At 52.7% G+C, this 14,191-nt stretch carries 11 protein-coding genes and 1 tRNA gene; 1 reads left to right on the top strand and 11 read right to left on the bottom strand.

The window, feature by feature from the left end; translation table 11 throughout:
- Nucleotides 1–48 precede the first annotated feature (48 nt).
- The 6 genes from nusA to rnr all read right to left on the bottom strand — a co-directional run bounded on the left by nusA (nucleotide 49) and on the right by rnr (nucleotide 8,023).
- Nucleotides 49–1,521 carry a transcription termination factor NusA gene (gene nusA / locus GALF_RS06315; RefSeq protein WP_013293227.1) on the bottom strand — a complete coding sequence of 491 codons (1,473 nt, stop codon included), beginning with the start codon at nucleotides 1,519–1,521 and terminating at the stop codon, nucleotides 49–51.
- A 42-nt stretch (nucleotides 1,522–1,563) separates the two neighbouring features.
- Nucleotides 1,564–1,989, bottom strand: a complete 426-nt coding sequence (gene rimP, locus GALF_RS06310; protein WP_013293226.1) for a ribosome maturation factor RimP — start codon at nucleotides 1,987–1,989, stop codon at nucleotides 1,564–1,566.
- A gap of 166 nt (nucleotides 1,990–2,155) precedes the next feature.
- The gene (locus GALF_RS06305) at nucleotides 2,156–3,760 is read right to left on the bottom strand and encodes an NAD+ synthase (RefSeq protein WP_013293225.1); all 1,605 of its coding nucleotides are present in this window, start codon (nucleotides 3,758–3,760) and stop codon (nucleotides 2,156–2,158) included.
- A 128-nt stretch (nucleotides 3,761–3,888) separates the two neighbouring features.
- Nucleotides 3,889–4,932 carry an OmpA family protein gene (locus tag GALF_RS06300; RefSeq protein ID WP_013293224.1) on the bottom strand — a complete coding sequence of 348 codons (1,044 nt, stop codon included), beginning with the start codon at nucleotides 4,930–4,932 and terminating at the stop codon, nucleotides 3,889–3,891.
- Between the two features lie 126 nt (nucleotides 4,933–5,058).
- Entirely contained in the window at nucleotides 5,059–5,802 is a 744-nt protein-coding gene (rlmB, locus tag GALF_RS06295; RefSeq protein ID WP_013293223.1) for a 23S rRNA (guanosine(2251)-2'-O)-methyltransferase RlmB, read from the bottom strand.
- Nucleotides 5,795–8,023: a ribonuclease R gene (gene rnr, locus GALF_RS06290; RefSeq protein WP_013293222.1), complete on the bottom strand. Its 2,229-nt coding sequence runs from the start codon at nucleotides 8,021–8,023 to the stop codon at nucleotides 5,795–5,797. The genes rlmB and rnr overlap by 8 nt, the downstream gene beginning before the upstream one ends.
- A gap of 54 nt (nucleotides 8,024–8,077) precedes the next feature.
- Between rnr and GALF_RS06285 the strand changes: the two genes are divergently transcribed.
- Nucleotides 8,078–8,162, top strand: a tRNA-Leu gene (locus GALF_RS06285).
- Nucleotides 8,163–8,415: 253 nt separating this feature from the next.
- On the opposite strand, the gene GALF_RS06280 is transcribed toward GALF_RS06285, so the two are convergent.
- The 5 genes from GALF_RS06280 to hflX are packed head-to-tail and all read right to left on the bottom strand — an operon-like array spanning nucleotide 8,416 to nucleotide 14,191.
- Complete coding sequence (locus tag GALF_RS06280) at nucleotides 8,416–9,726, bottom strand: adenylosuccinate synthase (protein ID WP_013293221.1); 1,311 nt, start codon at nucleotides 9,724–9,726, stop codon at nucleotides 8,416–8,418.
- Nucleotides 9,727–9,773: 47 nt separating this feature from the next.
- A complete protein-coding gene (locus GALF_RS06275; protein ID WP_013293220.1) occupies nucleotides 9,774–10,937 on the bottom strand; it encodes an ATP phosphoribosyltransferase regulatory subunit in 1,164 nt (387 codons plus the stop codon).
- A 49-nt stretch (nucleotides 10,938–10,986) separates the two neighbouring features.
- Entirely contained in the window at nucleotides 10,987–11,865 is an 879-nt protein-coding gene (gene hflC / locus GALF_RS06270) for a protease modulator HflC (protein ID WP_013293219.1), read from the bottom strand.
- The gene (gene hflK / locus GALF_RS06265; protein ID WP_013293218.1) at nucleotides 11,865–13,052 is read right to left on the bottom strand and encodes an FtsH protease activity modulator HflK; all 1,188 of its coding nucleotides are present in this window, start codon (nucleotides 13,050–13,052) and stop codon (nucleotides 11,865–11,867) included. Before hflK ends, hflC begins: the two co-directional genes overlap by 1 nt.
- Nucleotides 13,043–14,191: a GTPase HflX gene (hflX, locus tag GALF_RS06260; RefSeq protein WP_013293217.1), complete on the bottom strand. Its 1,149-nt coding sequence runs from the start codon at nucleotides 14,189–14,191 to the stop codon at nucleotides 13,043–13,045. Before hflX ends, hflK begins: the two co-directional genes overlap by 10 nt.

Raw genomic sequence — 14,191 nt, 5'->3', positions numbered from 1 at the left:
ACAACATGCTGCGCGACGAAACTGTTCGCCGCACCTTTGAAACTTTAATTACGCGAACCAGGGCGCACGTGCCGCCATGATCAGCGCATTGGCAACATCCGCATCCAGACCGGACAACTCCACCAATTCATCCACATCCAGATCGGCCAACTGCTCCTGAGTCGTAACGCCCTTAACGGCCAATTCGCGCGCCAACTCATCGTTCATACCATCCAACTTGAGCAAACCGTCAATTCCGTGCTCTACCTTTTCTTCACTGACCAGCGCGGCATTCAACAGCGCATTGCGCGCACGACTGCGCAACTCGTTGACCGTATCTTCGTCAAAAGTCTCGATCTCCAGCATCTCTTCAACCGGCACATAAGCAACCTCTTCCAGGGTCGCAAAACCTTCCTGCACCAGAATATCGGCAACTTCCTCATCGACATCCAGCTTTTCCATGAAAATCGCACGTGTTTTGACAAATTCCTGATCGTGCTTTTCCTGAGCCTGCTCAACGGTCATAATATTGAGCTCCCAACCCGTCATCTCACTGGCCAGTCGAACATTCTGACCGCCACGACCGATCGCCTGCGCCAGATTTTCTTCTTCAACCACAACGTCCATACTATGACGGTCTTCATCGACGACGATGCTGGACACTTCAGCAGGTGCGAGCGAATTGATCACATAAGTTGCCGGATCTTCGGACCACAAGATGATATCGACGCGCTCACCCGCCAATTCATTGGTCACGCTTTGCACACGCGAGCCGCGCATACCGACACAGGTACCGATAGGATCGATGCGCTGATCATGCGATTGCACCGCAATCTTTGCGCGGGAACCCGGATCGCGGGCAGCACCGACGATTTCAAGCAAGTTTTCTTCGATTTCAGGCACTTCTAATTCGAACAGCTTGACCAGCAAATCCGTCGAAGTGCGCGACAGAATCACCTGAGGACCGCGCGGACCGCGATCAACGCGCAACAGATGCGCTCTGACGCGATCGCCGATGCGCATATTTTCCTTAGGAATCATCTGATCGCGTGGCAACAAGGCCTCGATTTTGCCAAATTCGACAATCGCACTGCCGCGTTCCAGACGCTTAACCGTGCCGGACACCAGATGTTCCTTACGATCCATAAAGTCAGCCAGAATCTGCTCACGCTCCGCATCGCGTATCTTCTGAAAAATCACTTGTTTGGCAGCCTGCGCACCGATACGGCCAAAATCAACCGACTCCAACGGCTCTTCAATAAAACCGCCCAGCGCAATAGCCGGGTCGCGCTTTAACGCCTCTTCGAGCTTGATATGCAGATCTGGCGTCTCAAACGTTTCATCGTCCATTACCTCCCAGCAACGGAAGGACTCGAATTCACCCGTATTGCGGTCGATTGCAACCCGCACATCGGCCTCATCTTCAAATCGCTTCTTGGTAGCGGACGCCAACGCTGATTCCAGCGCAGAAAAAACAACTTCCTTGTCCACGTTCTTTTCACGTGACAACGCATCTACCAGCAACAAAACTTCACGACTCATACCATCTCTCCGGCTATACGCTCAAGCTGCGAGCATTAAATTCTAAAATGTCGGCACTAAACGTGCCTTGTCTACATTGGTCAACTCGATTGCGACCGGAACACCCTCTACATCCAACTGCAACACACCGTCGTTAATCTCACCGATCACACCGATAAAGTTTTTGCGTGCTGCAATCGGCATACGCAACTTAATTTGCGCTTTTTGCCCGACAAAGCGAATAAAATCCGCCTCTTTTTTCAATGCACGATCAAGACCGGGCGAAGAGACTTCAAGCCGGTCGTAATCAATATTCTCAACCGTAAACAAGCGCGTCAACTGATTGCTGACGACCTGACAATCTTCCACAGCAATACCGTCAGGCTTGTCGATAAACACGCGCAACAAACCACGACCTGCGCGTTCAACATCGACCAACTCGTACCCCAAGCCACTTACCGTAACTTCTATTAGCTTCACAACATCCATGTTCGCAACCCACAAATAAAAAACGGGCACAAAGCCCATCAATAAACCGCGCGGATTATACCAAAAAATACCGCACAAAGGAACTACCATTCAGGCGTTTTTTTGTATCCATACCGCCGGTAGAAGTTTTACGGAAAAATCCCCTGCCAGCGGCGCACTGAACAACTCAGAATTGATCCTGATATCGCACCGTAATCGGGTAACGCCAGTCTTTTCCGTAGCCCCGCTCAGTAATTCTGACACCGGTAGCTGACTGACGACGCTTGTATTCGCTGCTTTGTATCAAACGCACAACCCGACGCACATCAGCCTCCTGATAACCCGCTGCGATCACCTCAGGAATGGAGAGATTTTTTTCAACATAGCATGCCATAATGCCATCCAGCACCTCATAAGGCGGCAAATTATCCTGATCTGTCTGATCGTGACGCAATTCGGCGCTAGGCGCCCGGGTAATAATGCGCTCGGGTATCACCTGCCCTTGCGTATTGCGATAGCGCGCCAGACGATACACCAGCAATTTACCCACATCCTTCAGCACCGAGAAACCACCGGCCATATCACCATACAGCGTCGCATAGCCCACACTCATCTCAGATTTATTACCTGTCGTCAGCACCAGAGCCCCCAGCTTATTGGACAAGGCCATCAGTAAATTGCCACGGATACGCGCCTGCAGATTCTCCTCAGTCGTATCCTCAGGCCGCCCCGCAAAACTCGCCCTAAGCACGGACAAATAACTTTCCATGACAGGCTCGATACTAAATTCGTCGTATCTGACACCCAGTATCCGGATCATTTCGCGCGAATCATCCAGGCTGATCTGCGCGGTATAGGGCGACGGCATCATTACCGCATGAACCCTATCCGCCCCCAAGGCATCGACTGCAACCGCCAGCGTCAATGCAGAATCGATACCGCCTGACAAGCCAAGCAACACGCCGGGAAAACGATTTTTTCCGACATAATCTCGCAAACCCAACACCATCGCCTGATAAACAGCCGCTTCCTGCATAGGCAATACCGCGATCTCACCGCTCGGGACACCATGCGCATCAAGAGACACATAAGACAGCGTCTCTTCGAAAATCGCGCTTTGCGCTATCAGACGCCCCGAACGGTCCATTGCAAAAGAGCCACCATCGAACACCAACTCATCCTGACCACCCACCATATTGGCATACACGACCGCCATATCCGTTTCAGCGACACGCTGCCGCACGACTTCATGACGCGACGCCAGCTTCTCAACAGAGTAAGGAGAGGCATTCAAAACCAGCAATACATCAGCGCCCGCTTGCGCGGCCACCCTCGCGGCCTCTGACCCCCATACATCCTCACAGATATTGACCCCGAAGTGAACCCCGCTCATTTCGAACACCATAGGCGCGTTCCCGCAGGAAAAATATCGCTCCTCATCGAACACGGCGTAATTGGGCAGAAAATGCTTAAAGTAGGTCGCTTCAACACGGCCGTCCCGCAACAGGGATGCCGCGTTGTAGCGCTTACCATCCTGCTCGTGCGGATGCCCGACGATCACGGCAATATCCGAAATATTCCGGGCAAGTTCTGACAAGCTGGCGGCACAAGACTTATAAAACCCATTGCGCAGCAACAAATCCTCCGGAGGATATCCGCACAAACTCAGTTCAGGTGTGAGCATCAATTGCGCACCTGCCTGACAGGCGCGCTGTGCCGCATGCAAAATTTTCGCGGAATTTCCCGCCAGATCACCTAAAACACAGTTGATTTGCGCAATAGCCAGTTTCATAACTTCTCAGTCATACATTAGGGGTTCACATCTTATTCCATTTGCCCGCCAAAAAGAACGCGGTTTACTAATCCAGAACGCAAAAAAGCGGGCTGTCACCAGCCCGCTTTTAACTTTAACTGAAAATATTACTCAGTTACGCGTACTTGCTTTGACTCTCTAACGACCGAGTTGATTTCAACACGGCGGTTCTGAGCGCGACCTGCTTTGGTCTTGTTGTCAGCAACAGGACGAGTTGAAGCTTCACCCTTAGTTGTGATACGAGCTGCAGAAACACCCTTCTTAACCAAATAAGCCTTAACTGATTCTGCGCGTGACAGAGACAGTTTTTGATTTAATTTTTCTGAACCACGGCTGTCTGTGTGGCCTGAAATAGCCAGATTCGACTCTTTGTACTTAGCTGCGAAATCAACCACTTCATTCAATTTCTTGTCAGCAGCAGGCTTAATCTTAGCAGAGCTGGTATCGAAATTCGCACCTTCGATCGTCACTGGCTTGTCGGTGAAAATGGTCTTTTCAACAATTTTTGGCGCAACAGCAACAGGCTTAGCCGCTTCCTTAACCAGTACTGGCGCGACGATCGCAGCAGCTACGGCAGCAGGCGCTACGCTGTCGAAGTAGTAATTCAAACCAATCGTGAAATTGTTGTTATTGAGTTTCTGTGTGTTATTGTTGAAGTTGTCAGATACGGTTGTGTACTCACCCGCAACACTCCAGTGAGGCGCAAACTTATATTCAACGCCCAGACCCAGATGTGCACCTGAACCGGTACCTGTCACAGCAACGCCTTTAGCGGCTACAGAAGCGTAACCCACTTTAGCGTACGGCAACCAGTTGCCTGATGGCAGACCCAGCTTCACATCCAGACCGAGCGCATCGCTACCGTAATTGCTAACAACACCAGGAGTTGCCGTTGCATGGTCAACTTTTTGGTTGAAGTCTGCAAAACCGTTTACACCCAACAACAAACCACCCATATCCCAGTTGTAACCACCTTCCAGACCGTATGTGCTAGCGTTCTTTGCAGATGCAGCAGCAACCAAAGAAGTGACATCAGAATTGTTGTTACCGGCTTTCAGGCCGATCCAGCCGCCGGTGAATTCACCCGCTTGTGCAACAGAAATACTCAACAGCGCAGCGGCCAGAGCAATACTCATTGTGCTTTTTTTCATTTTTTATCCTTCTGGTGTAATTAAAATTTTTAATCGGCATCTAACCGATACTGGTCGGCATTGTATCTCAACAACCCCTAAACTCGATGACTGTTGCATAAATACAACAGAGTATTTTGCTAAAGTTTAAGCCAACACCGACCGCTGCCGCCTTGCTTCAAACAGACAGATTCCAGTACTCACAGAGACATTCAGGCTTTCCACGCTACCCAGCATCGGGATGCGCACCAACTCGTCGCAGGTCTCCATCGTCAGACGCCGCAACCCTTCACCCTCCGCCCCCAGCACGATCGCAAGCGGCCCCGTATGTTTAAAACTGTGTAGATCCTGCTTGGCTTCCCCTGCCGCACCCACCACCCAGATTCCCTGATCTTTGAGTTCTCGCAAGGTACGAGCAAGATTGGTCACCGTGATATAAGGCACGGTTTCAGCAGCACCGCACGCCACTTTTTCCACCGTCGCCGTAATACCTACAGCACGGTCTTTGGGTGCAATCACCGCATGCACGCCAAACGCATCTGCACTGCGCAGACAAGCGCCCAGATTATGCGGATCCTGTATACCATCCAATACCAGCAACAAGGGTGGCTCAGTCAGTGTCTCCAGCACATCGGAGAGATGCTGTACGCGCCTGGCCGCATCAACCCTCGCGGCGACGCCCTGATGACGTGCACCACCCGCCATACCATCGAGTCGCGCGCTATCCACAGGAATCACCCGCACGCCGCTGAGTTCAGCCAGCGCGATCAAATCGCGCATACGCTGATCCTGACGCTGTGACTGCAAATAAATTTCCATCACCCCTTCCGGATTCTGACGAATCCGTGAAGTTACCGCGTGAAAACCGTATATCAATCTTAAATCAGCCATGCTTCTTTTTCCCTTTTGCTTTCTTTGCAGGTTTACCTGCCGCCGCATCCTCAGCTACCTCAGAGTGCAACACAAAGTCGATTTTGGTGCTTTCCATATCAACCTTGACCACACGCACTTCGACGCGATCGCCTAAACGATAGCTCTGACCGGTGCGCTCACCCAGCAAATGATGCTTGGCGGCATCAAAATGAAAATAGTCCTTACCCAACTCGGAGATGTGCACCAGACCTTCAACATACAAATCATCAAGCGATACAAACATACCGAAACTTGTCACCGAAGAAACCGTACCGGTGAAGACGCTGCCCAGATGATCGCGCATATAAAAACATTTGAGCCACGCTTCCACATCGCGCGTCGCATCATCGGCACGGCGTTCTGTCATCGAGCAATGGATCCCGAGCTCTGCCCATTTTTGCGCAGGCTTGTATTGTTTACCCTGCAATACCGCCTTGATGGCACGATGCACCAGCAAATCCGGATAACGGCGTATCGGAGAAGTAAAATGCGCATAGGCCTCATAACCCAGTCCGAAGTGACCAATATTTTCCGGCTCATACTTTGCCTGACGCAAGGAGCGCAACATCACGGTTTGCAGCAAAGCGGCATCCGGCCGACCCTTGATGCGCTTTAACAATTTTGAGTAGTCGGCCGCTTGCGGCTCGTCATCCCCGGTCAGACCAAGACCAAACTCCTTCATAAATTCGCGCAAAGCCTCCAGCTTTTCAGGTGTCGGTCCCTGATGGACGCGATACAGCACAGGATGCTGATGATCATGCAAGAATCCAGCCGCACACACGTTCGCCGCTAGCATGCACTCTTCAATCAGCTTATGCGCATCGTTGCGCACCACCGGCACGATGCGCTCGATCTTGCCCTGATCGGTAAAGATCATCTGCGTCTCAACCGTTTCGAAGTCGATCGCACCGCGTTTTTCGCGCGCTTTGAGCAGCTTTTGGAACAGTTCATACAAATGCTGCAGATGCGGCACGATCGCAGCGTTTTGCTTTGCCATCTCGCCATCGGGTTGCGCGAGCATCTCGGCGACCTGATTGTAGGTCAGACGCGCATTCGAATACATCACCGAAGGGTAGAAACGGTACTCGCCAATTTCCCCCTTAGCGCTGATATGCATGTCACACACCATGCACAGGCGATCAACCTGTGGATTCAAAGAACACAGACCGTTAGACAGCTCCTCGGGCAGCATCGGAATCACGCGGCGCGGAAAATACACCGAATTGCCGCGCAAAATCGCCTCACGATCGAGTGCATCATTGGTATTCACATAGTGACTGACGTCAGCGATGGCAACCACCAGACGGTAACCGCCTTTCTCGGGCGAGCAATACACCGCATCATCAAAATCCCGCGCCGTTTCTCCGTCGATCGTTACCAGCGGCAAATTGCGGATATCCTCGCGCCCCGCCCAGTCCTCAGCTGAAACCACAGGCGAAATCGCTTTGGCTTGACGTGCCGCATCCTGTGGAAACTCATAGGGCAGATCGTGCTTGCGCAATGCGATCTCAATTTCCATACCCGGATCAGCATAATTACCCAACACCTGCACGATGCGACCAATCGGCTGCGCATGCTTATCAGGATGTTTGATGATTTCAAGCACCACCACTTGCCCTGCACGAGCACCCGCCGTGCCGCCCGCCGCCACCAGAATATCCTGCGTAATACGGCGATTTTCTGCCACCACGAACTGGATGCCGTGCTCTTCATACAAGCGACCGACCAGCTTGTTGTTTGCGCGCTCTAGCACTTCGACGATTTTGGCTTCAGGCCGTCCGCGGCGATCAACACCTGCCTGACGCACCATCACCACATCCCCGTTGAGCACTTGATGCATTTCCTTCTCGGACAGGAACATATCAGCACTGCCGTCTTCAGGGATCAAGAAGCCAAAGCCGTCAGGATGGCCCTGCACACGCCCCTTGACCAGATCGAGCTTATCCATCACACAGATAGCGCGCTTGCGATTGCGCATGATCTGGCCGTCGCGTTCCATTGCGCGCAAACGACGCGAGAACAAGTCTTCTTCGTCGCGCTCAATGAGCAACAAATCGAGAAGATCGTCATCGTGCATCGGTGCACCATGCTCAGTCAAAATCTGCAAAATGAACTCGCGGCTCGGCAGCGGATGTTCGTATTGTTCGCGCTCGCGTTCTAAGAACGGATCCTGCAAACGTAAATTATTTTTCTTTTTCATTGACAAATTTTCCTTTAGCTATAAAATGCGCGCCTTCAGCAAGAAACATTGCTTGCCCAGATGGCGGAATTGGTAGACGCGCACGGTTCAGGTCCGTGTGCCGTAAGGTGTGGAGGTTCGAGTCCTCTTCTGGGCACCAGAAACTAGAAATAGTCAGCGAAAGCTGGCTATTTTTTTTCGTGCAGAATAAACACAACGACCAAAAAATACGCACTACGGTTACCCATAAAACAAAAACGTGGCGCACTCGCGCCACGTTTTTTTCGTTGCCTGTCAGACTTAGCTGTTTAACAGCCAAAGTCGGACGAGGCGTTAATCCGCGTAACGTGCTAACCAGACGACTCGCCGAGTCACACGCCTGCGGTAATACAAACTGCATCATTAAAAACGGATTATTCAAATGGATGACGCAGTACGATCGTTTCATCGCGATCAGGACCGGTTGATACCATGTCCACAGGGACGCCGCACACCTCTGCGATACGCGCCAGATAGTTGCGGGCTGCCACAGGCAATGCATCGTACTGCTGCACACCCAGCGTGCTCTCGCTCCAGCCCGGCATCTCCTCGTACACGACCTGACAGTCAAGCAAGGCATCCGCACCCACCGGCAGGATATCGCTATCGACGCCATTGATACGATAAGCCACGCCCAGACGCACCGTTTCCATGCCGTCCATCACATCGAGCTTAGTAATACACAAGCCCGACACACCGTTGATTTGAATCGAGCGTTTGAGGGCTGCCGCATCAAACCAACCGCAGCGGCGCGCACGGCCCGTTGTTGAACCAAATTCGTGTCCGCGACGCGCTAAGCCTTCACCGACCGGATCGCACTTATCGACCGCATCATACAATTCCGTCGGGAAAGGACCGGAACCCACGCGCGTGGTATAGGCCTTGGTAATCCCCAACACGTAGTTGAGCATCTGAGGTCCGACGCCAGCCCCGGCACAGGCAGCCCCTGAGACGCAGTTACTGCTGGTTACGAACGGATAAGTGCCGTGGTCAATATCCAGCAACGCGCCCTGCGCACCCTCAAACAACAATCCCTTGCCAGCCTTATTGGCTTCATAGAGCGCGCGCGGCACATCCATCACCAAGGGCTTGATGCGCTCGGCCAACGCCAGCGTATCGTCCAGCGTCTTCTGAAAATCGACCGTCGGCGCGTTGAAATAATTCTTCAGCACGAAGTTGTGATAATCGAGCACCTCGCCTAATTTCGCCGCAAAACGTTCGCGGTAAAAGATATCCTGCAATCGAATCGCGCGACGGGCGACCTTGTCTTCGTAGGCAGGACCGATGCCGCGACCGGTGGTACCGATCTTCGCATCGCCCTTGGCAAGCTCGCGCGCCTTATCGATCGCTTCGTGATATGGCAGGATCAAAGGGCAAGCTTCCGAGACTTTCAGACGCCCGTAAACATCGATACCCGCTGCCTGCAACTCGTCCATCTCTTTGAGCAAAGCCTGAGGCGAGAGCACCACACCATTGCCGATGTAGCACATCACATGATCTCGCAGAATACCGGAGGGAATCAGGTGCAGCACCGTTTTCTTGCCGTTGATGACCAGCGTATGTCCCGCGTTGTGGCCGCCCTGAAAACGCACGACACCCTGCGCGTGATCCGTCAGCCAGTCGACGATCTTACCCTTGCCTTCATCACCCCATTGGGTACCAATTACTACGACGTTATTAGCCATTACGAAGCTTTCAATAAAAATAATTCAAAATTGATAATTAATAACTGTTAATTGACCATCGTGACAACTTGCCAGCGAGTGCCTTGCAAAACAAGTTCACGATTGCACAACGACTCGTCCGGATAATCAACACTTCCGGGCAAACTGACGACAACTACCTCGCCCGCCGCACGCAATGTTGCAATCTCACACGCCAGATCGGCATCATCAAGATACGGCGCACGGATACCCGGCTGTGCCGCACATGCCGGCAGCAGGCGATACAGCAGACGCAAATCCATACTAAACCCGGTTGCCGCCCGCGCACGGCCAAAACTCTTGCCCAGATCGTCGTAACGTCCACCCAGCGCAATCGCATCGTGACTGCCCGCATGATAGGCCGCAAAAACCATACCGCTGTGATAATGATAACCGCGCAGATCAGCCAGATCGATGCCTACACTGGCAACGGCTCCGTGTAATTTAACCGATACCGTTTGCAAATCGCTGAGCGCAGCACACACCTCAGGATAATCCGGCAAGGACTTGCGCGCCCGCGCCAGCACCTCGTCGCAACTGCCGTAAAGCGTTGGCAACACTCGCAGCGCACTGCGCAACACACTGTCCAGTTGTTCCGTCAACGCCTGTAAACTGGTACTGTCCTTGCTCTGCAAAGCGGCGAACAACTCATTTTCGAGCGCTTTGCTCAACTGTGCGTGTTGAACCAGCGCACGGAACACGCCCACATGCCCGAGATCGAGATGCACCTGCTCAACACCGATCAGCGCTAACGCCTGCAACATCAGCTGCTGAATTTCCAGATCGCTCTCAATGCCGCCGTGACCATAAAGTTCGGCACCGATCTGCAACAATTCGCGGGTACGATTTAAACCCGCAGGAATGGTATGCAGCACACTGCCTGCATAGCACAGACGCGCCACGCCCTGACGATTGAGCAGATGCGCATCGATGCGCGCCACTTGCGGCGTGATATCGGCACGCAATGCCAGTGTACGACCGCTTAACTGATCCACCAGCTTGAATGTGCGCAGATCCATATCGGCGCTATCGGCAATCAATAGCGACTCTTCATATTCCAGCAAGGGCGGCGCCACCAGCTGATAACCTGATTTTTTCAGCAAATCAAGAACTTGCGCACGCATTTTTTCGACACGCCAGGCTTCGACCGGCAGCATGTCTTGTATATATTCAGGTAGTAACCAATTTTGCATTATTTAATAAACTCGCTATTTAATCTGATCCGATGCCAACACCGCAAACTTACTTTCCCGCTTTACCCGAACTCTTCAGGTACTTGAAAAATGCGGAACTCGGATCCATCACCATCACATCGCTCTTGTTCTTAAAGCTTTGCTTGTAGGCTTCTAGGCTGCGATAAAAAGAGTAGAACTCTGCATTCCGGCCAAAGGCCGCAGCGTAAATTGAAGAAGCCTTCGCATCGCCCTCACCCTTGGTGCTTTGCGCATCACGATACGCTTCAGCCAGAATCACTTCACGCTGCTTGTCCGCATCAGCCTTGATCTTTTCGCCATCAGCAGCACCGGAAGCGCGCAATTCATTGGCCACGCGCTTACGCTCGGCATCCATGCGGCGATACACGGAATCGCTGATTTCTGACGGAAAATCGACGCGTTTTAATCGCACATCGAGTACCTGAACACCGATTTTACGGGCATCAAGATCGGCCTTGGTGCGCAGCACGTTCATGATTTCCTCGCGCTCACCAGACACCACTTCGTGTATGGTGCGCTTACCGAATTCTTCACGCATACTCGAATTGACGGTCTGCTTCAAACGGGTATTGGCGCGCACTTCATCACCGCCCACGCTGATGTAGTACTGCTTCACATCGACAATGCGCCATTTGACGAATGAATCGACCATCACGTTTTTCTTTTCAGCCGTGATGAAACGCTCAGGCTCCCCCGTATCCAGCGTCAGGATGCGCGAATCGAAATAACGCACATTCTGTACCAGCGGAAGCTTGAAGTGCAGACCGGGTTCGGTCTTGACGCTGACCATTTCACCCAACTGGAACACGATGACCGTCTGGCGCTGATCGACGATAAACAGGCTCAGGCTCAATACGATCAGGACGAGTACCGCACCGATCAGGATATTAGCGACATTAGTTTTCATTAGCGGGCCTCCCGGTCGCGACTCAACAGAGAATCGCGTGCACGCTGTGCGGCATTGTTGTCATTTCCCTGCGATGTCACAGGATCAATCTTAGGTACAGCCGGCGCGTCGACGGCAGCCCCCGAAGTACGGCTCGATTCGATCAGCTTGTCGAGCGGCAGATACAGCAGACTATTGCCGTTCTTCTGGTCAACCATCACCTTACTGATATTGCCCATCACTTGCGACATCATGTCCAGATACATCCGGTCTCGTGTCACCGCCGGCGCTTTCTCGTATTCCACCAGAATCTGCTTGAAGCGACTCGCATCACCCTCGGCATTGGCAATCACGCTTTGCTTATAGCCTTCGGACTCCTGTATCAGACGCGCAGCCGTTCCTTTTGCACGCGGCACGACGTCATTGGCATAAGCCTGACCTTCATTTTTTTGCCGCTCGCGATCCTGGCCCGCTTTGACCGCATCATCGAAAGCCGCCTGCACTTGTTCGGGCGGCTGCGCATTTTGCATCGTCAGTTTACTGATCACGATACCCGACTTATAACGATCCAAAATTTCCTGAATCAGTTTAGTCGCGTTTGCCGCCACCGCCTCACGTCCTTCATACAAAACAAAGTCCATCTTGTTTTTGCCGACTACTTCGCGTATTGCCGTTTCTGCCGCCTGACGCACGTTTTCATCTGAGTTCCGGTTATTGAACAGATATTCGGCCGGATCACGCAGGAAATATTGCACCGCGAACTGAATGTCGATGATATTTTCATCATCGGTCAGCATCAGCGACTCTTTAGCAACCTTATTTTTGACGTTTTCGCGATAGCCGACTTCAACCGTACGCACCTGACTCAAATTGACCAGTTCGACCGTTTCTACCGGATACGGCATATGCCAGCGCGGGCCGGCCATCGTGACATCGACCTGCTTACCGAAGCGTAAGACAACGCCACGCTGACTCGCGTCCACGATGTAAAAGCCGCTACCCAGCCAGATCAGCACGGCAATCACAGCCAGCAGCCCTAGCCCCCCGCTCCCCAGCTTCGGCATATTACCGCCCCCGCCTTTATTGCCACCGCCCTTGTCGCCGAGCAAAATAGCAACCTGCGCTTTGAGCTTGCGCAACAACTCCTCAAGATCGGGAGGTCCGCTGTTGTTCTTATTGTTACCCCATTGCGGGTCATTCAATCCCATGGCAAATTTCTCGCTTGTCTAATTTGATTTTCATTTTGTTCCACAACCAGCTTCGCATCTTTGGCCGCCGTCAACGCAAGACGTAAATCGTCCATACCCGCGCCGCTTACCGCGCTCAGAAAAACGCGGGCGATTCTATCACAGTCGTCCCGTTCCGCACCCGCCGCCATCTCAGTTAGATCGACTTTGTTATACACCATCAACTGCGGAATATCCCCCGCATCGATTTCCTTCAGCACCTTGTTAACCTCGGCAATCTGATCGTCGCGGTTGGGATTGCTCGCATCAACCACATGCAGCAGCAAGTCGGCCTGTATCGTCTCCTCCAGCGTACTGCGAAACGCCGCCACCAGACCGTGCGGCAGATGCCTGATAAATCCGACCGTATCGGACACCACAATTTCGCCTGCGCCTTCGGAATACATGCGGCGTGAGGTGGTATCGAGCGTTGCAAACAACTGATTGGCCACATACACATTAGCCTTGGTCAGGCGATTAAACAACGTCGACTTGCCGGCATTGGTGTAGCCGACTATCGACACCGAAAATACGCCCGAGCGATTGCGCGAACGACGCATCACATCACGCTGGGCTTTGAGTTTTTCCAGCCGCTCTTTGAGCAGATGCACCCGTTTGTCGAGTTTACGTCTATCCAGCTCCAACTGAGTCTCACCGGGCCCGCGCGCGCCCACTGCAAATTTTTGCTGTCCCATGTCGGTGTTGAGTCCCACCAGACGGGTCGCCATGTATTTAAGTTGAGCCAGCTCCACCTGCACCTTGCCTTCATGGCTTTGCGCGCGCTGCGCAAAAATATCCAGAATCAGCATCGTGCGGTCAATCACACGCGTACCCAGCCTTGCGGTTAGATTACGCATTTGCGCAGGCGACAGGTCGTGATTGAAAATTACCAGCGGCACTTCTTTTAATTCCACCATCTCGGCGATTTCGGCCACTTTCCCGCTGCCGGCAAATAATGCAGCATCCGGACGCATGCGTTTAGCTTCAAACGTTGCCAGCGTGCGCACACCGGCCGTTTCGGCCAGGAGACGCAATTCCGCCAGACTTTCACGATAATCGGCGCCACCCAAGTCGATGCTGACCAGTATCGCCGCCTGGGTACCTTCAGATGTTTGCTGCAT

It is taken from the genome of Gallionella capsiferriformans ES-2, assembly GCF_000145255.1.
Lineage (GTDB): Bacteria > Pseudomonadota > Gammaproteobacteria > Burkholderiales > Gallionellaceae > Gallionella > Gallionella capsiferriformans.
Note: the sequence above shows the minus strand (reverse complement) of the source record. Positions and strands in the feature narration are given on the sequence as shown.